At 53.0% G+C, this 20,061-nt stretch carries 16 protein-coding genes, 4 tRNA genes and 1 other RNA gene; 17 read left to right on the plus strand and 4 right to left on the minus strand.

Features of this window, described 5'->3' with window-relative positions; genetic code table 11:
* Positions 1 to 302 precede the first annotated feature (302 nt).
* From rho to J1782_RS15895, 17 genes are all read left to right on the plus strand, one after another.
* Positions 303 to 1,562: a transcription termination factor Rho gene (rho, locus tag J1782_RS15815; RefSeq protein WP_101079467.1), complete on the plus strand. Its 1,260-nt coding sequence runs from the start codon at positions 303 to 305 to the stop codon at positions 1,560 to 1,562.
* 288 nt (positions 1,563 to 1,850) lie between these two features.
* Entirely contained in the window at positions 1,851 to 2,936 is a 1,086-nt protein-coding gene (gene wecA / locus J1782_RS15820; RefSeq protein ID WP_152324758.1) for a UDP-N-acetylglucosamine--undecaprenyl-phosphate N-acetylglucosaminephosphotransferase, read from the plus strand.
* Positions 2,937 to 2,981: 45 nt separating this feature from the next.
* Positions 2,982 to 4,034, plus strand: a complete 1,053-nt coding sequence (wzzE, locus tag J1782_RS15825) for an ECA polysaccharide chain length modulation protein (RefSeq protein ID WP_152324759.1) — start codon at positions 2,982 to 2,984, stop codon at positions 4,032 to 4,034.
* Positions 4,031 to 5,155, plus strand: a complete 1,125-nt coding sequence (gene wecB, locus J1782_RS15830) for a non-hydrolyzing UDP-N-acetylglucosamine 2-epimerase (RefSeq protein WP_217153489.1) — start codon at positions 4,031 to 4,033, stop codon at positions 5,153 to 5,155. The genes wzzE and wecB overlap by 4 nt, the downstream gene beginning before the upstream one ends.
* Positions 5,156 to 5,157: 2 nt before the next feature.
* On the plus strand, positions 5,158 to 6,420 hold the full coding sequence (wecC, locus tag J1782_RS15835) for a UDP-N-acetyl-D-mannosamine dehydrogenase (RefSeq protein ID WP_217153490.1): 1,263 nt from the start codon (positions 5,158 to 5,160) through the stop codon (positions 6,418 to 6,420).
* 2 nt (positions 6,421 to 6,422) lie between these two features.
* A complete protein-coding gene (rffC, locus tag J1782_RS15840) occupies positions 6,423 to 7,112 on the plus strand; it encodes a dTDP-4-amino-4,6-dideoxy-D-galactose acyltransferase (RefSeq protein WP_217153515.1) in 690 nt (229 codons plus the stop codon).
* A gap of 4 nt (positions 7,113 to 7,116) precedes the next feature.
* Positions 7,117 to 8,247: a dTDP-4-amino-4,6-dideoxygalactose transaminase gene (gene rffA / locus J1782_RS15845; RefSeq protein ID WP_217153491.1), complete on the plus strand. Its 1,131-nt coding sequence runs from the start codon at positions 7,117 to 7,119 to the stop codon at positions 8,245 to 8,247.
* A 1-nt stretch (position 8,248) separates the two neighbouring features.
* Complete coding sequence (gene wzxE / locus J1782_RS15850; protein WP_208949950.1) at positions 8,249 to 9,499, plus strand: lipid III flippase WzxE; 1,251 nt, start codon at positions 8,249 to 8,251, stop codon at positions 9,497 to 9,499.
* On the plus strand, positions 9,496 to 10,578 hold the full coding sequence (locus tag J1782_RS15855; RefSeq protein ID WP_165061929.1) for a TDP-N-acetylfucosamine:lipid II N-acetylfucosaminyltransferase: 1,083 nt from the start codon (positions 9,496 to 9,498) through the stop codon (positions 10,576 to 10,578). The genes wzxE and J1782_RS15855 overlap by 4 nt, the downstream gene beginning before the upstream one ends.
* Positions 10,575 to 11,948 (plus strand): ECA oligosaccharide polymerase, encoded by a 1,374-nt coding sequence (gene wzyE / locus J1782_RS15860; RefSeq protein ID WP_217153492.1) that lies wholly within the window; start codon positions 10,575 to 10,577, stop codon positions 11,946 to 11,948. Before J1782_RS15855 ends, wzyE begins: the two co-directional genes overlap by 4 nt.
* Positions 11,938 to 12,678 (plus strand): lipopolysaccharide N-acetylmannosaminouronosyltransferase, encoded by a 741-nt coding sequence (gene wecG, locus J1782_RS15865; protein ID WP_217153493.1) that lies wholly within the window; start codon positions 11,938 to 11,940, stop codon positions 12,676 to 12,678. The genes wzyE and wecG overlap by 11 nt, the downstream gene beginning before the upstream one ends.
* A 240-nt stretch (positions 12,679 to 12,918) precedes the next feature.
* The gene (locus J1782_RS15870) at positions 12,919 to 14,313 is read left to right on the plus strand and encodes an amino acid permease (protein WP_217153494.1); all 1,395 of its coding nucleotides are present in this window, start codon (positions 12,919 to 12,921) and stop codon (positions 14,311 to 14,313) included.
* A 143-nt stretch (positions 14,314 to 14,456) separates the two neighbouring features.
* Positions 14,457 to 14,533: transfer RNA gene (locus J1782_RS15875), tRNA-Arg, on the plus strand.
* A gap of 63 nt (positions 14,534 to 14,596) precedes the next feature.
* A tRNA-His gene (locus J1782_RS15880) sits at positions 14,597 to 14,672 on the plus strand.
* A gap of 29 nt (positions 14,673 to 14,701) precedes the next feature.
* Positions 14,702 to 14,787: transfer RNA gene (locus tag J1782_RS15885), tRNA-Leu, on the plus strand.
* Positions 14,788 to 14,847: 60 nt separating this feature from the next.
* A tRNA-Pro gene (locus tag J1782_RS15890) sits at positions 14,848 to 14,924 on the plus strand.
* 34 nt (positions 14,925 to 14,958) lie between these two features.
* Positions 14,959 to 15,088, plus strand: a non-coding RNA gene (locus J1782_RS15895) — RtT sRNA.
* Positions 15,089 to 15,682: 594 nt separating this feature from the next.
* Here the strand turns inward: J1782_RS15895 and hemY are convergent.
* The 4 genes from hemY to hemC are packed head-to-tail and all read right to left on the minus strand — an operon-like array spanning position 15,683 to position 19,735.
* Complete coding sequence (gene hemY, locus J1782_RS15900; RefSeq protein ID WP_152324769.1) at positions 15,683 to 16,879, minus strand: protoheme IX biogenesis protein HemY; 1,197 nt, start codon at positions 16,877 to 16,879, stop codon at positions 15,683 to 15,685.
* Positions 16,880 to 16,882: 3 nt separating this feature from the next.
* Positions 16,883 to 18,034, minus strand: coding sequence for a uroporphyrinogen-III C-methyltransferase (gene hemX / locus J1782_RS15905; protein ID WP_217153495.1), 1,152 nt, complete (start codon positions 18,032 to 18,034; stop codon positions 16,883 to 16,885).
* Between the two features lie 13 nt (positions 18,035 to 18,047).
* Positions 18,048 to 18,797 carry a uroporphyrinogen-III synthase gene (gene hemD / locus J1782_RS15910; protein ID WP_217153496.1) on the minus strand — a complete coding sequence of 250 codons (750 nt, stop codon included), beginning with the start codon at positions 18,795 to 18,797 and terminating at the stop codon, positions 18,048 to 18,050.
* Positions 18,794 to 19,735, minus strand: a complete 942-nt coding sequence (gene hemC, locus J1782_RS15915) for a hydroxymethylbilane synthase (protein WP_165061914.1) — start codon at positions 19,733 to 19,735, stop codon at positions 18,794 to 18,796. Before hemC ends, hemD begins: the two co-directional genes overlap by 4 nt.
* Positions 19,736 to 20,061: the final 326 nt, after the last annotated feature.

The raw sequence follows: 20,061 nt of genomic DNA on the forward strand, positions 1-20,061 counted from the left end.
CCTGTAGTTTGATTCTTACGTTTTACTCTGTTGTGTCAAAAACATCTGCCTATAAAGTTTCTTTGAATAATAATTAAATTGAACTGGCACTGTGCTTGACCATCTAACGGTTTTAACAAAATCGGCTTTAAGACACCTTCAATATCATTGCCCCTCTAGAATATCGCCCGCGAGCGACTGCCTGCGGCTGGATTTCAAAGCTGTGATTTGAAGTGTCATACAATAAACAGGCATGGATGACCCTGCCATACCCATTCACGACAGATGTTCGAGACATACCCCGAGTTTAAGAACCCACCATTATGAATCTTACCGAATTAAAGAATACGCCGGTCTCTGACCTGATTGCACTCGGCGAAAATATGGGGCTGGAAAACCAGGCCCGCATGCGCAAGCAAGACATTATCTTTTCAATATTGAAGCAGCATGCGAAAAGCGGAGAAGACATCTTCGGTGATGGCGTACTGGAGATATTGCAGGATGGATTTGGTTTCCTCCGCTCCGGAGACAGTTCCTACCTCGCAGGCCCCGACGACATCTACGTATCACCAAGCCAAATTCGCCGCTTCAACCTTCGCACTGGCGACACCATTTCCGGTAAAATCCGCCCACCTAAAGAAGGTGAACGTTATTTTGCCCTGTTGAAAGTTAACGAAGTTAACTACGACAAACCAGAAAACGCCCGCAGCAAAATCCTGTTCGAAAACTTAACCCCTCTGCATGCAAATTCCCGTCTGCGTATGGAACGTGGTAATGGTTCAACGGAAGATTTAACCGCGCGTGTACTGGATCTGGCTGCTCCGATTGGCCGCGGCCAGCGTGGTCTGATTGTTGCTCCGCCGAAAGCGGGTAAAACCATGCTGCTGCAAAATATCGCGACAAGCATTGCGTACAATCATCCTGACTGTGTGCTGATGGTTCTGCTGATTGACGAACGTCCGGAAGAAGTGACCGAGATGCAGCGTCTGGTTAAAGGTGAAGTTATCGCTTCTACCTTTGATGAGCCGGCATCCCGTCACGTTCAGGTGGCTGAAATGGTCATCGAAAAAGCCAAACGCCTGGTTGAGCACAAGAAAGACGTCATCATCCTGCTGGACTCCATTACCCGTCTGGCTCGTGCTTACAACACCGTGGTTCCGTCATCAGGCAAAGTTCTGACCGGTGGTGTGGATGCTAACGCCTTACACCGTCCAAAACGTTTCTTCGGTGCAGCACGTAACGTGGAAGAGGGCGGAAGCCTGACCATCATCGCTACTGCGCTGGTCGATACCGGTTCTAAAATGGATGAAGTTATCTATGAAGAATTCAAAGGTACCGGCAACATGGAATTGCATCTGGCGCGCAAAATCGCTGAGAAACGCGTATTCCCTGCGATTGATTACAATCGTTCTGGTACCCGTAAAGAAGAGCTGCTGACCACGTCAGAAGAACTTCAGAAGATGTGGATCCTGCGTAAAATCATTCACCCGATGGGTGAGATTGATGCAATGGAATTCCTCATCAACAAACTCGCCATGACGAAAACCAATGACGACTTCTTCGATATGATGAAACGTTCGTAATTTGGTGTAAAACTCAAACTAACGCCACGCTAAGCCGTGGCGTTTTTTGCTTTTGGTAGCTACCATAATGCTACTTTGGTGAAATTGTCAGACTATTCGGATAATAGCTGATGGTTTTTCCAGTGCCCTTTCTTTATTTTATCGGTTTACTGCCCAAGAAATGGCAACAGATAAGGTCTTGCCTGAGACAAAACCATAACTGTCACCATAGGATTTGATTTAAGGCTGTGAGGTTTATGATGCTCTCGATTCCACGCACCTTATTTTTGCAGAAGAGATCTCTTAACTGTGAATTTACTCAATATGAGTACTGAGCTTGCCATTGTTTTCGTTTTTTCATTCCTGTTTCTGTTCGTTGCCCGGAAGGTGGCGAATAAAATCGGACTCGTAGATAAACCCAATTTTCGCAAACGCCATCAGGGTTTGATCCCGCTGGTCGGCGGTATTTCTGTGTATGCAGGGGTTTGTTTCGCCTTTCTTATCACCAGCTATGTCATTCCGCATGGCAACCTTTATCTCGCCTGCGCGGGCTTGCTGGTACTGGTCGGCGCGCTCGATGACCGTTTCGATATCAGTGTAAAAACCCGCGCAATGGTGCAGGCTGTGGTGGCCGTGGCGATGATGAGTTTCGCAAATCTCACGCTACGTAATCTCGGGCATCTTATCGGCCCATGGGAAATGGCACTCGGGCCGTTCGGCTATCTGGTGACCCTGTTTGCCGTCTGGGCGGCGATCAACGCCTTTAACATGGTGGATGGTATCGACGGGCTTCTGGGCGGATTATCCTGCGTCAGTTTCGGTTCTTTAGGCATCATCATGTATGGCAGTGGTCACATGGAACTGGCGCTCTGGTGCTTCGCCATGATTGCCGCCATTTTGCCTTATATCCTGCTCAATCTGGGCGTCTTCGGCCCTCGCTATAAAGTGTTCATGGGCGATGCGGGTAGTACGCTGATTGGTTTTACGGTCATCTGGATCCTGCTGCAAAGCACGCAAGGCGAAACGCATCCGATGAACCCGGTGACCGCACTCTGGCTTATCGCAATCCCTCTGATGGACATGGTTGCCATCATGTACCGACGTCTGCGCAAAGGCATGAGTCCGTTTTCTGCCGATCGCCAGCACATTCATCATTTGATCATGCGCGCCGGCTTTACTTCCCGTCAGGCCTTTATGCTAATTACCGTGGCCGCTGCACTTCTGGCGGCGGTTGGCGTGATTGGCGAACATCTGCCTTTCGTGCCTGAATGGGTCATGCTGGCTTTATTCTTTGTCGCTTTCCTGTTGTACGGCGTTTGCATCAAGCACGCCTGGCGCGTGGCCCGGTTTATCAAACGTCTTAAAAGGCGTTTGCGCCGTTCATCTCCTCAATAATTCCATCTTTTACACAAGGGCATACTGGCTGTGGATAAACCAGAAATGATAAGAAACCAGAATGATCGTGACATCGAAAATGAACTCGATATTCGTGGTTTGTGCTGCACCTTATGGAAAGGTAAATTTTGGATTGCGGGCCTGGCAATACTGTTCGCGTTAGTGGCTTTGGGCTCCTCTTATCTGATGAAACAGGAGTGGAGCTCGACGGCCATTACCGACCGTCCCACCGTGAACAATCTCTCGTCCTATTTCTCACAAGCGCAGTTCCTGCGTAATCTGGATGTGCGCACTGCGTTGCCGTCGGATACCGGTCGTCCGCCGATCTCTGATGAATCCTATAATGAATTTGTGATGCAGCTGGCCGCTTACGACACCCGTCGTGATTTCTGGCTGCAAAGCCCTTATTACAAGCAGCGCCTGGAAAATGATGCGCGCGCGGATGCCGTTTTGCTCGATGATCTGATTAACGATATTCAGTTCACACCGCGCGATGCAATGAAAGTCCCGAACGACATTGTGAAACTGACGGCGGAAGATGCCGCTGATGCCAACAAACTTTTGCGTCAGTATGTTAATTTCGCCAGCCAGCGCGCGGCGCAGCATCTTTACGATGAGTTGCAGGGCGCATGGGCTGCCCGGACGCAGTCGATGAAAGCGCAGGTCAAACGCCAGGAAGAAGTGGCGCAGAGCATTTTCAAACGCACGGTGAATAACACCGAGCAGGCGCTGAAAATCGCCCAGCAGCAAAACATCACCAAAAGCGTGACGGACACGCCAGCCGAAGAGCTGCCGGATTCCGACATGTTCCTGCTGGGTGTGCCTATGTTGAAAGCGCGCCTGGAATTATTACAGGCTTCCGGGCCGGGTTATGATCTGGATTACGACCAGAACCGCGCCATGCTGTCGACGCTGAATGTGGGCCCGACGCTGACCGCGAAATTCCAGACTTATCGTTACCTCAGAACGCCTGAGGAACCTGTAAAACGTGACAGCCCGCGCCGTGTGTTCCTGATGATCATGTGGGGGATTGTCGGTGGTTTAATCGGGGCAGGAGTTGCCCTGACGCGTCGTAAAAATAAGAGAAACACATTGTGAAAGTGTTGACGATTTTCGGCACCCGTCCGGAGGCCATTAAAATGGCGCCGCTGGTGCTTGCTTTGTCGCAGGATGCGGCTTTTGAATCTAAAGTTTGTGTCACGGCACAGCACCGTGAAATGCTCGATCAGGTACTGCGTCTGTTTGAGATTACGCCCGATTATGACCTCAATATTATGAAACCGGGGCAGGGTCTGACGGAAATCACCAGCCGTATTCTGACTGGCCTGAAGCCGGTGCTTGATGAATTTAAACCGGACGTCGTGCTGGTTCACGGCGATACCACCACGACGCTGTCCGCGAGTCTGGCGGCTTTTTATCATCAGATTGCGGTCGGTCATGTCGAAGCCGGTCTGCGCACCGGTGATCTTTCTTCGCCGTGGCCGGAAGAGGGCAATCGCCTGCTGACCGGTCATCTTGCGCGCTGGCATTTTGCCCCGACGGAAAACGCCCGTTCGAATCTGACGCGGGAAAATATTCCTGAAAGCCGCATTTTCGTCACCGGCAATACGGTGATTGATGCGCTGTTGTGGGTTCGTGATCGCTTTAACAGCGATGCGTCTCTGGCGCAGCAGCTGGCCAATACCTATCCGTTCCTCGATGCCAGTAAAAAACTGATCCTCGTAACGGGTCACCGCCGTGAAAGTTTTGGCGGCGGTTTTGAGCGGATTTGCTCGGCGCTGGCCGATATCGCCCGCCAGCATCCGGATGTTCAGATTGTGTATCCGGTGCACCTCAATCCTAACGTCAGTGAGCCGGTAAACCGTTTTCTGGCGGGCATCGACAACATCGTGTTAATCGACCCGCAGGATTATCTGCCTTTCGTTTATCTGATGGATAAAGCCTATCTGATTCTGACGGATTCGGGCGGTGTGCAGGAAGAAGCGCCTTCACTGGGGAAACCGGTGCTGGTGATGCGGGAAACCACAGAGCGTCCGGAAGCCGTTGATGCCGGTACGGTACGTCTGGTCGGGACTGATCCTGCAAAAATTGTTAAGGAAGTGAACCGTCTGCTGAGCGAAGAAAACGAATACAACAGCATGAGCAGGGCGCACAATCCTTATGGTGACGGACACGCGTGTCGCCATATTCTTGATGCATTAAAAAATCATCGGGTATGACCATGAATTTCAATACTATTTCTGTAATCGGACTGGGTTACATCGGTTTGCCGACGGCTGCCGCCTTCGCCTCACGCCAGAAAAAAGTCGTGGGGGTGGACATCAATCAGCACGCGGTTGAGACCATTAACCGTGGCGCCATTCATATCGTTGAACCCGATCTCGACACGCTGGTAAAACAGGCGGTAGAAGGCGGTTTGCTCCGCGCCGTCACTCAGCCCGAACCTGCGGATGCTTTCCTGATTGCCGTGCCGACGCCTTTTATGGGCGATCATCTGCCGGATATGAAATACGTGGAATCCGCCGCGCGCTCTCTGGCGCCGGTACTCAAAAAGGGTGACCTGATCATTCTGGAATCTACGTCTCCGGTCGGCGCGACAGAACAAATGGCAGCATGGCTGGCCGAAGTTCGCCCGGATCTGAGCTTCCCGCAACAGGCGGGTGAACAGGCAGATATCAATATTGCTTACTGCCCTGAACGCGTTTTGCCGGGTCAGGTGATGGTTGAGCTGATCAAAAATGACCGCGTGATTGGCGGGATGACCTCCGTGTGCTCGCAGCGCGCCAGTGATTTGTACAACATTTTCCTGAAAGGAGAATGTGTGGTTACGAATTCGCGTACGGCGGAAATGTGCAAGCTGACCGAAAACAGCTTCCGCGACGTCAACATTGCTTTCGCTAATGAGCTCTCACTGATTTGCGATGCGCAGGGCATTAATGTCTGGGAGCTGATAAGCCTGGCAAACCGCCATCCGCGCGTGAATATTTTACAGCCGGGACCGGGCGTTGGCGGCCACTGTATCGCGGTCGATCCGTGGTTTATTGTGGCGCAGAACCCTGAGCTTGCGCGGATCATCCGTACGGCGCGCGAAGTGAATGACAGCAAACCGCACTGGGTGGTTGATCGCGTGAAGGCCGCGCTGGCCGATTGCCTTACCACCACCGGCAAGCGCGCTTCTGAAATCAAAATCGCCTGCTTTGGTCTGGCGTTTAAACCGAATATCGACGACCTGCGCGAAAGCCCTGCCGTAGAAGTCACCCACCTGATTGCCGACTGGCATGCAGGCGAGACCTGGGCCGTTGAACCGAATGTTCATCAGCTTCCGGCATCGCTGGCAGAAAAAGTGACACTGCATTCTCTGGACGATGCCCTGAAAGATGCCGATCTTCTGGTGATGCTGGTTGATCACACCTCGTTTAAGGCGATCCCGGCCAGCGCGATCCGCCAGTCCTGGATCGTAGACACCAAAGGTGTGTGGCGGTGAGCCTGCACGTCCACGGCAATATTGAACCGCTCGACTGGGAGAGCGATTTCTTCCAGTTGCGCAGTGCCAAATTGAGCCTGGATGCGTCGGCGGAAAACGTCGTAACGCCTGAGGCGCTGGCGCAATATGCGCTGGTGCAGGCAAAAGTGGATGCGGATCAGACCGAAATGCTGGATGCGCTGTCCGCGCTCGGCTTTCGTCTGGCCGAAGGTGAAACCGATGTGTGCGTCGCGGTGAGTGCGCAGGATATCGCGTTGCCCGCCGGGCGTCTGGCGGTGCCGGAAGATATTGCAAACGTGGTGACGATCGCCCGTCAGGCATTTCGCCTGAGCCGTTTTCGGTCTCCGTGGTATCAGCCGGATGACAGCGCGCGGTTTTACGCAATGTGGGCGGAAAAAGCGGTGCTGGGCACATTCGACCATCTTTGCCTGTGGGCCGATGACGCGAGCGGATTTGTGACGCTGCGCCAGCTAGCCAAGGGCGAAGCAAGAATTGGCCTGCTGGCCGTCAAACCTGAATGTCAGGGGCGGGGAGTGGGCAAGACATTAATGGCGGCTGCGAAACAATGGTGTGCCGGTCAGGGCGTTTCGCGTCTTCACGTCGCGACACAAACCGGCAACCTTCCGGCTTTAAACCTTTATCTCGCCAGCGGTGGCAAAGTCACACGCACGGCGTACTGGCTGTACAGGTGAAACGATGATCCCTTTTAATGCGCCGCCGATTTTTGGCACTGAAATTGATTTCATGCGCGAGGCGATGAACAGCGGCAAACTTTGCGGCGATGGCGGATTCACGCTGCGCTGTCAGAAATGGTTCGAACAGCATTTTAACTGCCCGAAAGTATTGCTGACGCCGTCCTGCACGGCGTCGCTGGAAATGGCCGCATTGCTGCTTGATATCCAGCCCGGCGATGAAGTGATTATGCCGAGCTTCACGTTCGTCTCGACCGCCAATGCGTTTGTTCTGCGTGGCGCGAAAATCGTCTTTGTGGATGTCCGCCCGGACACCATGAATATCGATGAAACCCTGATTGAAGCGGCGATTACGGCTAAAACCAAAGTGATTGTGCCGGTGCATTACGCAGGCGTGGCCTGTGAAATGGACGCCATCATGGCGCTGGCTGAAAAGCATCATCTGTTCGTGGTGGAAGATGCCGCGCAGGGCGTGATGTCGACTTACAAAGGCAAGGCACTGGGAACGATCGGCCACATCGGCTGTTTCAGTTTCCACGAAACGAAAAATTACACCGCAGGCGGCGAAGGCGGTGCGACGCTGATCAACGATCCGGCGCTGATTGATCGTGCTGAAATCATTCGCGAAAAAGGCACCAACCGCAGCCAGTTCTTCCGCGGACAGGTGGATAAATATACCTGGCGCGATATCGGCTCCAGCTATCTGATGTCTGATTTGCAGGCCGCGTATCTGTGGGGAAATCTGGATGCCGCTGAAAAGATTAATCAGCGCCGTCTGGCTATCTGGAATCAGTATTATGAAGCCTTGCAGGATCTGGCCGATGCGGGACGTATCCAGCTTCCGGCTATTCCGCAGGAATGTGTGCAAAACGCCCACATGTTCTATGTTCGACTGAACGATATCGAAGATCGCGATGCGTTCATCCGTCATATGAAAGCGGCAGATATCCTCACCGTATTCCATTACATTCCGCTGCATGCCTGTCCGGCTGGCGAAAACTTCGGGCGTTTCTCTGGCACCGACTGCTTTACCACGCAGGAAAGTGAGCGTCTGGTGCGCCTGCCGTTGTTCTACAACATGACCGACGACACACAGCGCACTGTGATTGCGGCCATGCTGCAATACTTCGCCTGACATGTCGCTGGCAAAAGCGTCAGTCTGGACCGCCGGTTCCACGCTGATTAAAATCGGCACCGGATTGCTGGTAGTTAAATTGCTGGCCGTGGCGTTCGGGCCGGAGGGCGTGGGGCAGGCGGGGAATTTCCGTCAGATGGTCACGGTGTTGGGCGTATTGTCCGGTGCCGGGATCTTCAATGGCGTCACCAAATATGTTGCCGAACACCATGATAATCCTGAGCGCCTTAAAGCCGTGCTCGGGACGTCGTCATCGCTGATTTTAGGTTTCTCCACTCTGCTGGCGGCGATATTTCTGCTGCTCGCTGCGCCGATCAGTAGCGGTCTGTTCGGGCATGAGCGCTATCAGGCGGTCGTTCGCGCCGTGGCCTTTATCCAGATGGGCATCGCCTATGCCAACTATTTTCAGGCAATCCTGAAAGGGTATCGCGACGCGATGGGCAACGCGCTGGCGGTGATTGGCGGAAGTCTGATTGGTTTAGTCGCTTATCTGGCTTGCTTCAAACTGGGCGGTTACGAAGGCGCGCTGGCCGGTCTGGCGCTGGTGCCTGCGCTGGTCATCCTGCCCGCGGCTGGTATGTTGTGGAAGCGCAAATCCTTTCCGCTGGAATACTTAAAACCGGGCTGGGATCGTTTTATTGCCAGCCATCTCGGCAAATTTACGCTGATGGCGCTGATCACTTCTGTCACGATCCCGGTGGCGTATGTGATGATGCGAAATCTGCTGGCTGAACATTACAGCTGGAAAGATGTGGGGATCTGGCAGGGCGTCAGCAGTATTTCGGATGCTTATCTGCAATTTATCACCGCCTCATTCAGCGTGTATTTGTTGCCCACATTATCCCGGCTGACCGATAAACGGGATATTTCCCGGGAAATCGTGAAGTCGCTGAAATTTGTCATCCCCGTCGTGGCCGCAGTCAGTTTCACGGTCTGGTTACTGCGCGATTTTGCTATCTGGCTGTTGTTTTCAAAACAATTTATCGCGATGCGCGATTTGTTCGCCTGGCAACTGGTGGGCGATGTACTGAAAGTAGGCTCGTATGTTTTTGGGTATCTGGTGATTGCCCGCGCGTCTCTGCGCTTTTATGTGCTGACAGAAATCAGTCAGTTCGCGCTGCTGACCGGTTTTTCACACTGGCTGATCCCGGTTCACGGTTCTCTGGGCGCCGCGCAGGCGTATATGGCGACGTATATCGTCTATTTTGCCGCGTGCTGCACTGTATTTGTTATCTATCGTAGACGAGCATGACAACGCTGATTCACGTTTTGGGATCTGACATCCCTCATCATAATGTAACCGTACTGCGCTTTTTCAACGACGTGCTGGCCGAATGCACGCCTGAAAAGCGGATTTGTCATTTTATGGTCGCGGCGGCGGATGCTTCGGCGTTTGCAGAGTTTACGCGCCTGGACATTCGGGTTTATCCGGACAAAAAAACGCTGGCGGCGGCGGTGATTTCCCGCGCGCAAGACCGGACGCACCACTTTTTCTTCCACGGGCAATTTAATCCCACGCTCTGGCTCGCGCTGCTGACAGGCAAAATCAAAGCCTCGCAGGCGAACTGGCATATCTGGGGTGCAGATTTGTATGAATCTGCCGGAGGTCTGAAATTCCGCCTGTTTTATTTCATGCGCCGCCTGGCGCAGGGACGTATCGGGCATGTCTTTGCCACGCGCGGCGACCTGATTTATTTCCATCAGCGCTACCCGCGTACGCCGTCTTCTTTACTGTATTTTCCGACGCGGATGGATCCGACGCTGACCCAACCCGCTGATCTGCCGGAACCCGAAGGGCAGATGACAGTGCTGGTGGGGAATTCCGGTGACCGCAGTAACCGCCACATTGAAGCACTGCGTTCGCTGCATCAGCAGTTCGGCAGCGGTATCCGCGTGATTATCCCGATGGGATATCCGGCGGATAATCAGACTTATATTGAGCAGGTTCGCACTGAAGCATTAACGCTGTTTGCGCCCGAAAATGTTGACCTGATGACCGGCGCCATGGCGTTCGACGATTATCTGAATGTGTTGCGTCGTTGCTCGCTGGGCTATTTTATTTTCGACCGTCAGCAGGGTATCGGGACGCAATGCCTTCTGATTCAGTTCGGCGTGCCGTTTGTCGTCAGCCGTCAGAATCCTTTCTGGCAGGATCTGGCCGAGCAGCATCTGCCGGTGCTTTTCTACGGTGATATGCTGGATGAAAAAGTGGTCGCTGAAGCGCGGCGTCAGTTACTGAATGCCGATCGCAAAAACATCGCCTTCTTTAATCCGAACTATATTTCGGGCTGGCAGCAGGCATTACTGCTCGCGGCGGGAGAAACGTCATGACGCTGGCACAATTAGGCGGCCTGACCGTCGTTTACGTGCTGTCGCTGTTGTTTATTCTCACGCTGACGTACAAAGAGTTCCGGCGCGTGCGTTTCAACTTTAACGTCTTATTTTCGTTACTGTATCTGCTGACGTTCTACTTTGGTTTTCCGCTGACCTGTCTGCTGGTTTTCCAGTTTGACGTCAAAGTGGTGCCGGTGGAAAATCTGTTGCAGGCCATGCTGGCCGCGACCTGTTTCTATGGCATTTATTACGTTTGCTACAAAACGCGGCTGAAGGCTAAACGCGACGGGCCTTCACGCCCGCTGTTTACGATGAACCGGGTCGAAACCCATCTGACCTGGATGCTGCTGGCGCTGATTGCAGTCGTCACAGTTTCCATCTTCTTTATGCACAACGGTTTTCTGCTGTTTAAGCTGAAATCCTACAGCCAGATTTTCTCCAGCGATGTCTCCGGTGTGGCGCTTAAGCGCTTCTTTTACTTCTTTATTCCGGCGATGCTGTTGGTGTTTTTCATCAAACCGGATATCCGCCGCTGGCTTTTTTTCCTCGCCAGCACCGTGGCTTTTGGTTTCCTGACCTACGTTATCGTCGGCGGAACCCGCGCCAATATCATCATCGCATTTGCGCTGTTTTTGTTTATCGGCATTGTGCGCGGCTGGATCAGCCTGTGGATGCTGGCGGTGGCGGGCGTGCTGGGCATTGTCGGCATGTTCTGGCTGGCACTTAAACGCTATGGCCTGAACGTCAGCGGCCCGGAAGCGATTTATACTTTCCTGTATCTGACGCGCGACACGTTTTCTCCGTGGGAAAATCTGGGGCTTTTGTTGCAGAACTACGACAAAATCAGCTTCCAGGGCCTTGCGCCAATTGCGCGTGATTTCTACGTTTTCATCCCGACCTGGCTGTGGCATGACCGTCCGGGCATCGTGCTCAATTCTGCCAACTATTTCACCTGGGAAGTGCTCGATAACCATTCCGGTCTGGCGATTTCTCCGACCCTGATTGGTTCTCTGGTGGTGATGGGCGGCGTGTGGTTTATTCCGCTGGGTGCCGTCGCCGTGGGCATGATCATGAAATGGTTCGACTGGTTGTACGAAAAAGGCAAAGCGGATACCAACCGCTATAAAGCCGCTATCTTGCAAAGTTTTTGCTTCGGTGCGGTCTTTAATATGATTGTGCTGGCCCGTGAAGGCGTGGACTCCTTCTTCTCACGGGTGGTGTTTTTCTGCCTGGTGTTCGGCGCGTGTCTGGTTGTCGCCAAACTCCTGTACTGGATGTTTGATGCTGCCGGGCTTATCCGTGTCAAAATGCCGCGCAGAAAAAACCTTATGGAGCCTCACTCTGGCAGGCATTTGAATGAACTCTGAGAATAATGTTCCACAATACGATATTCGCGGGATCCGACTGTGGGGCTTCCGCGATATGGCACATTTTATTGATTATCTGTTTGCCGAAAATCAGGTGAAAACCGGTTCGCTGGTGGCGATGAATGCCGAGAAAGTGCTGACCATCGAAAGCAATGCGGAAATGAGCGCACTGATTAAAGTGGCGGAATACAAATATCCCGACGGCATCAGCATGGTGCGGGCTATTCGCCGAAAATATCCACAGGCGCGGGTGTCCCGTATCGCCGGTGCCGATCTCTGGGAAGGGCTGATGGAACGCGCCGGTCGTGAAGGCACGCCGGTCTTTCTGATTGGCGGTAAACCTGACGTACTGGCACAAACGGAAGAAAAATTGCGCGCCCAGTGGAACGTCAATATTGCCGGCAGCCAGAATGGCTACTTTACGCCGGAGCAACGAAACGCTTTATTTGAACGGGTCAAAAGCAGCGGGGCTGCAATTGTGACGGTGGCGATGGGCTCGCCGAAGCAGGAAATCCTGATGCGCGATTGCCGTGAGGTTTATCCGGATGCGCTCTATATGGGCGTCGGCGGCACTTACGACGTCTTCACCGGCCACGTTAAACGGGCGCCAAAAATCTGGCAAAGCATGGGGCTGGAATGGTTATACCGCCTGATGTTACAGCCCAGCCGTTTGCGCCGTCAGCTCAAACTGCTGAAATTTGTCCGTTATTACTATACCGGTCGTCTGTAATGATTTCGCCGTTCCGAATCTTCAGGACGGCGCGCTACCTCTCATTTCTTCACTTCTGTTGCATGAGTTTCCTGTCCGCTTTTCATATCAGTGCTTATCTTTCTCAATAGGCGTTTGCAACTCGTCGGGAAATACGGAAACATAACGCCGTTTTTCCGCCCCATACGGGCATCATCACTATAAAAATAACATTCCGGTCATTCCGGAAGGCAAACACAATGAGAGAGAAATTGAGGATCTATGGAGAATAAAGAAGAAAAGGGTGGACTACACCGGGGGCTGGAAGCGAGGCACATTGAGCTGATTGCACTGGGTGGCACCATCGGTGTCGGATTATTTATGGGCGCGGCAAGCACCCTGAAATGGGCCGGGCCGTCAGTGTTACTGGCGTACATTCTGGCCGGTGTGTTCGTCTTCTTTATCATGCGCTCGATGGGCGAAATGCTGCATCTGGAGCCGGTCGCCGGTTCGTTTGCGGTCTACGCCCATAAATATCTCGGTCCGTACTACGGCTATCTGACGGCGTGGAGCTACTGGTTTATGTGGATAGCGGTGGGGATTTCTGAAATCACCGCGATCGGCGTCTACGCGCAATACTGGTTCCCCGAACTGCCGCAGTGGATCCCGGCGCTGATAGCCGTGGCGATTGTGGCGTCGGCGAATCTCGCCGCCGTGAAGCTTTATGGCGAAATGGAGTTCTGGTTTGCGTTGATCAAAATCACCACCATCATTGTGATGATTGTGGTCGGGCTGGCGGTCATTTTCTTCGGTTTTGGTAATCATGGCGAACCGGTGGGATTTGCCAATCTGACGGCGCACGGCGGCTTTTTTGCCGGTGGCTGGAAAGGGTTCCTCTTCGCGCTGTGTATCGTCGTGGCGTCGTATCAGGGCGTTGAGCTGGTGGGGATTACTGCCGGTGAAGCGAAGAACCCGCAGGTGACGCTCAAACGCGCTATCAATAATATCCTGTGGCGTATCCTGATTTTCTATGTAGGCGCGATTTTCGTCATCATCACGATTTTCCCGTGGAACGAAATGGGCACGCACGGCAGCCCGTTCGTTTTAACCTTCGCGAAAATTGGTATTGCCTCTGCGGCTGGTATCATCAACTTTGTAGTACTGACGGCGGCGCTGTCGGGCTGTAACAGCGGCATGTACAGCTGCGGACGTATGCTTTACGCCTTGTCAAAGAACCGCCAGTTGCCTTCGTTTCTGAGCCGGGTTTCAAAAAGCGGCGTCCCGGTTTATGGCATCACGATTACGATTTTATGTCTGCTGGTGGGTTCATGCCTGAACTATGTGATACCGAATCCGGAGAAAGTGTTCGTTTATGTCTACAGCGCCAGCGTGCTGCCGGGCATGGTACCGTGGTTTGTTGTGCTGATTAGCCAGCTGCGTTTTCGCGACGCACATAAAGAGAAACTGAAAAATCATCCGTTCAAATCCGTGCTGTTCCCTTATACCAACTATCTGACGCTGATTTTCCTGGCGTGCGTGCTGGTGGGTATGGCAATTAACCCGGATACACGGGTTTCTCTGCTGGTTGGCGGTATTTTCATCGCGGCGGTGTCACTGATATACTTCGGCCTGGGCATGCATAAGCGTGCCGCGCTGACGGCGGAAAAGGCAAAATAACGCTGTAAGTCATGGGTGGGGAAGGGAAGGCGCTTACTTTTAATGCGGATTGGATAAAGCGTAATCAAACGCAATATTTCTGATAAAAAGCACTAGACAGCTTGGCGTTAAAACCGTAGTATCCCCACCCGCAACGGCGCTAAGCGCCCGTAGCTCAGCTGGATAGAGCGCTGCCCTCCGGAGGCAGAGGTCTCAGGTTCGAATCCTGTCGGGCGCACCATTAGTTTGCGCTAGAGTTGCGGTGAATTGTTGAGTTAAACATTTCACGTTAGTTAGAGATATGGTGGCTATAGCTCAGTTGGTAGAGCCCTGGATTGTGATTCCAGTTGTCGTGGGTTCGAGCCCCATTAGCCACCCCACTCTAAAAATGATTTTGTGATTGTGACATGCGATGGTGGCGGAATTGGTAGACGCGCTAGCTTCAGGTGTTAGTGTCCTTCGGATGTGAGGGTTCGAGTCCCTCCCTTCGCACCACACACAAAATTCATTTTAAATGATGCGGTTAGCATCATATAATAGTAAGATGCACGACATCGGCGAGTAGCGCAGCTTGGTAGCGCAACTGGTTTGGGACCAGTGGGTCGGAGGTTCGAATCCTCTCTCGCCGACCACATTTGAAAAACCTGCTTTTTAAAGCAGGTTTTTTTTCGTCTGTAGTAAAAGAGGATGAGAACCTCCGAAGGAGGTTTGAGCCGAGCGAAGCGAGACCACGTTGCTTTAGCAACGGCCCGCAGGGCAAGCATCGAAGATGCGCGTAATCCTCTCTCGCCGACCACATTTGAAAGACCTGCTTTTTAAAGCAGGTTTTTTTTCGTCTGTAGTATTTCAACTCAGCTTGTTGTTTATCCGCGACATTTCTCTGTATGCCTGTCTCTTACAGGAGACACTTATCTTATTGATAAGTAAAGCTTCATATAAGCTGACACTCATACGTCGTTCACTGGCGACAGAATCGCAGTCTGGTGCCCGTTTTCTGACAACACAGAAATTGGGTGTTAGTGTTAAATTAAAATAAAGCTATTATTTATCAGTGTAATAGGAAATTTTTAACAGACGCTTGCCATACTGGCACGCCTCCTGCATTATTCCTGCCGTAGATGCTCATTCCACCCATTATGTTTGCTCCGGCTTCATAAACCTGGGAATGATGCAGAGCCAATTTATAGTGCCTATTGTCATCCTGACCGATAACGCTGATGCGTTATCAACCAGAAGGCAAAACGTTGAGTGAGGCACTCATCTGTTGTCCTGGACCTGATTGTTTTTATACACCTGCTTATATTGCAGGTGTTTTTTTATGTGCGGTTTGCACCAGGCGTAAAAAAGGCTCCCAAAGGAGCCTTTTGCATAATGTGAAGTCCTGTTCTGATTAACGTTGCTGATCGTTATTGAGCGTCAGCATCAGCCCTTCACGGCGCATCTCAGCCGCTTCAGCCGGTTTATGCAGTTTATCCAGTGCATCAGCCAGCCACGCGTAATCGTAAGCATCAGGACGCTGCTTCAGCGCTTCACGGAAAGCCTCGCTCGCTTTCAGCCATTCGCCATGCTTCATCAGCAACTGTCCCAGCGTGCTGCTCAGCAGCGGCGACGGACCGTTTTGTTTAATCAGTTGATACAGCGTTTTTTCCAGTTGCTCCGGATTACCGGAACGCAGTTTAGGCATCAGCGCGACCAGACGGTCGTCATACTGGCGTTTGAGGCCGTCGAGAATCACTTCCTGCGCCAGATCCTGATCGTTGCATTCAATCAGATGTTTCGCCATCGCGATCTGCAACGCCACTTCATGACGGGTCTTGCGGCTCTGATCTTTCCACCAGCGCTTAAGGCCGTCGCTGCCTTCTTCTGCCATCAGCTGGTTCATCATGCCGATATACGCTTGTTCCTGAAGAACACGCAGTTCGTCGTCGGTATGAATTTCCGCTTTCGCCATCGAAGGCAAAATTTCCAGCAGCGAACCGTAAGCGCCGGTGCGGAGATAAGCCTGTTCCGCCAGACGTAAAATTTCCGGATGGCGCGGCGACTGCCCAAGCAACCGGTCAACGCCATGGCGCGCAGCATGGATTTCACCTTGCGCCAGCTGGATGCGGACACGGGTGATATCCACCGGCATCTGGTCGGTATCGGCAATTTCTGCCGCACGTTCAAGATACTGATTCGTGCGGATATCATCACCACGCTGTTGCGCTGCTTCAGCGGCAAGCAGGTAATTCACCACCGGCTGATCGGCGTGATCGGCATTGCGGGCCAGCAATTTCTCCATCTGACGATGATCGCCTTCCGCCAGTTTCAGCATGGCGGCTTTGGTCTGCTTGCGTGCTTTTGAGCTTTTACGCCCGGCAAACCAGCCGCGTGTTCGTGCGCCAGTGCGCAAAACGCGGCGAAGGATCCACTCGATGAAAAACAGCACCAGAATCAGGACGACCAGCATGATGACCAGACCGGTGACGCTGGTTTCAATGTTGTAATTGTCCGTCTGAATCAGAACGTAGCCCTGATGGCCGGCCAGTATCGGGCCGACGATGATCCCGGCAAACACAATCAGGAACAGCACGAAAACTCGTAACATGCGTTATTCCCCCTGTGTTGCGGCGGCGGGCTGCTGAAGCAGGTTACGCACGCGGGTCTGCATCAGTTTTTCCAGCATCGGCTGGCTTTTCAGCTCATCCGGCACATCCATCGAAACGGATTGCTGGCTGAGGTTGTCCAGCTCTTCCAGGAAAGCTTTGGTCGACGGATCTGACGTATCAAAGTAGGCGCGAACCCAGGTGGATACGCTTTCCAGCGACTGTTTGTAGACTTCATCCTGATGGCGCGGGACGGCTTGCGCAGCAATCAGCAGGCGCGAGCGGATATTTTCCCGCAGATACACATCCTGATTTGGCGCCAGCAGCGGTTCTGCGCTGGTATCACGACGGCGGATGGTGATGAAGTCATCCATAAAGTTGTGCCAGCTTTTGGTCAGATTCTGACGCCATTCGGCCAGTGAGCCGGACAAACTGGAACTGTCGCTGTCCATCGGGGAATCGTCGGTGTCATTGTCTGCCAGACGCAGGTTATCCACCTGATTCGACAGCTGATTCAGTTTCAGAATGATGCCGTCGAAATCGACCTGAGCTACAGCGGACAAACTGCCGACGTCTTCGTTCAGCGCACGGCGAACCTCGATGAGGCTGGGATCGTTCATATCAGCCAGGCTTGCATCAGCACTTTTCAGCAGCGCAGCGGCAGTCGTGACATCCTGATCGCTCCAGAGTTTACGGCCCGCCAGTTTCACCAGATAGTCGGCTTGCGCCAGTAACCAGGTTTTGGCATCGCTGCCGGAAATACTGGCCACTTTGTCCTGCAATTCGTTCAGCTGACGGCCGAATGATGCCTGCTGACGCTCGGCGTCCTGCCGGGTTTTGTCCTGCTGAGCGAGCAGGGCAGCAATTTGCTGTTTATCCTGTTGCTGGGTTTTTTGCAGGGCATCGAGTTGTTCAGAAAGCGCTTCGTTGGAAGCCGCCTGAGCCAGCGATTGCTGATGGCCGTGGTAATAAAGGCCCCCGCCAAGCGCAATCACTAAAATAATTGCGATAGCGCCTAACACCGGCGCGGTACGCTGCTTTCTTCGCAACGATTTCAGCTCCTGGTCGCGGCCGGAGGCGTCTGGCTGGGGGCTCTCAACCGCGCTGGAGATCATCACTTCATCATCCGCAGCGGAAGGATTTTTTTGTTCCGTCATTTTGGCACATCCCTTAGTCAGGTAGTTGTAATGCGCGGATCAGCGCATCATTATCTGCATTATCGGCAACCCGAATGGCGCTCCAGCCTAGCTGGCGGGCAAGGGTTGCCAAACGTTCGCTGACCACCACCAGATTACAGCGCAGTAACCATGAGTTTCGGTAGTAATCAGGAACTAACTGGTACAGCTGTTGCAGCATTTCTCCGCTGGTTACCACCAGCGTGTCAATTCCGGCGCGTTGCCATTGGGCGCTTTGCTCGCTGGCATCGTAATGAATCGGGCTGCGCTGATAGCACTCGCAGTACGTAACGTCGACGCCCCGTTCAGTCAGTGTTTCCGCCAGGAGTTCACGCCCGCCGTTGCCGCGCAGTATCAGCGCTTTTTTGCCTTCGAGGCGGCGCAGCGTCGGAAGCTTGAGCAGCATTTCGCTGGTTTCACCGTCCTGCGGATAAAGTACAGGCAAGCTGCTGACCCGGTGAAAAAGCAGGCCGGTGGTTCGGCCAATCGCGTAATAATTGAGGCTCTCCGGCCAGCGAACCGCGGCCTGACGTAATGCGCGATCGGCGTAATTCACGGCATGTTGTGAGAGTACAAACACCAGATCCTGCTGATTTAATGAGGATAGCAGGTTCGGCAACATTGCGAGCTGGTTCCCCGGTGCAAATTCAATCAGCGGGGAATGGCAGGCCACCCGGCCTAAAGTGCGCAACCGGCTGACCAGTGCTTCTCCTCCCGGAGAGGGGCGGGTGACCAGAATGGTCATTTCGGGGCGTTTCCCTGATAGACCTCATGCAGAATTTCACGGGCACCGTTGGCCAGCAACTCTTCGGCCAGATCAACACCCATGCTTTCGGCATTTTCTGAAGGGCCGCGACGTTCGCCACACACCATCTGACTGCCGTCCGGTGCGCCAACCAGCGCACGGAGCCAGAGTTCATTACCTTCCAGCTCGGCGTAACTGCCGATAGGCACCTGACATCCGCCTTCAAGGCGCATATTCATGGCGCGTTCGGCCTCCACGCGCAGCGTGGTTTCGCGGTGCGCCAGAGGCGCGAGTAGATCGCGGGTGATCTGGTCATCAAGGCGGCATTCGATACCGACAGCGCCTTGTCCGACAGCGGGCAGACATTCTTCCGGCGTCAGGGCTGTGCGGATACGGTCTTCCAGACCCAGACGTTTCAGCCCGGCAACGGCCAGAATAATGGCATCGTATTCGCCGTTATCGAGTTTGGATAAACGTGTGCCGACGTTCCCGCGCAAATCGCGGATCTGCAAGTCAGGACGTTTCTGACGCAGCTGACACTGACGGCGCAGGCTGGACGTTCCAACGATGCTACCGTGCGGCAAGTCAGCCAGGCTGGCGTAATGATTGGAGACGAAAGCATCGCGCGGATCTTCGCGTTCGCAAATAGTGACCAGGCCGAGACCTTCGGGGAATTCAACCGGCACATCTTTCATGGAATGTACGGCGATATCTGCGCGTCCATCCAGCATGGCCAGTTCAAGCTCTTTAACGAACAAACCCTTGCCGCCCACTTTGGCCAGAGGAGTATCTAAAATGATATCTCCCTTCGTGACCATTGGGACCAGTTCCACCTGTAAACCGGGGTGACAGGCCATCAGCCGGGTTTGAACATATTGTGCCTGCCACAAAGCCAGAGGGCTCTGCCGGGTGGCAATTCGAATGATTTTGTCTAACATGTTTGTTACCGTTTAACTGTCTCTGCGACCATCCTACCACTGACAATAGAAAGCTGTCAGCGTAAGAAGGCATTCGTAAAAGAGGGTTAACGATGATGGAGGTCATTTGTTCCATTCAGGAACAGGCAGTAAAATCCAGAGAAGCGGAAGAGTAATTGTGGTGCGTTACTTTCTTTACGGTCAATCAGCAAGGTGTTAAATTGATCACGTTTCCAGCAATTATTCGTCAACTATTTGCACAATCGCGGTTGTTCAAAGCATAAGCATCACGATAAATGACGGATTTGGAACGGGGTTATTTCCAGACACTGTATAATCAGGCGAAA

The organism is Rahnella sp. BCC 1045, from assembly GCF_019049615.1.
GTDB classification, from domain to species: domain Bacteria; phylum Pseudomonadota; class Gammaproteobacteria; order Enterobacterales; family Enterobacteriaceae; genus Rahnella; species Rahnella contaminans.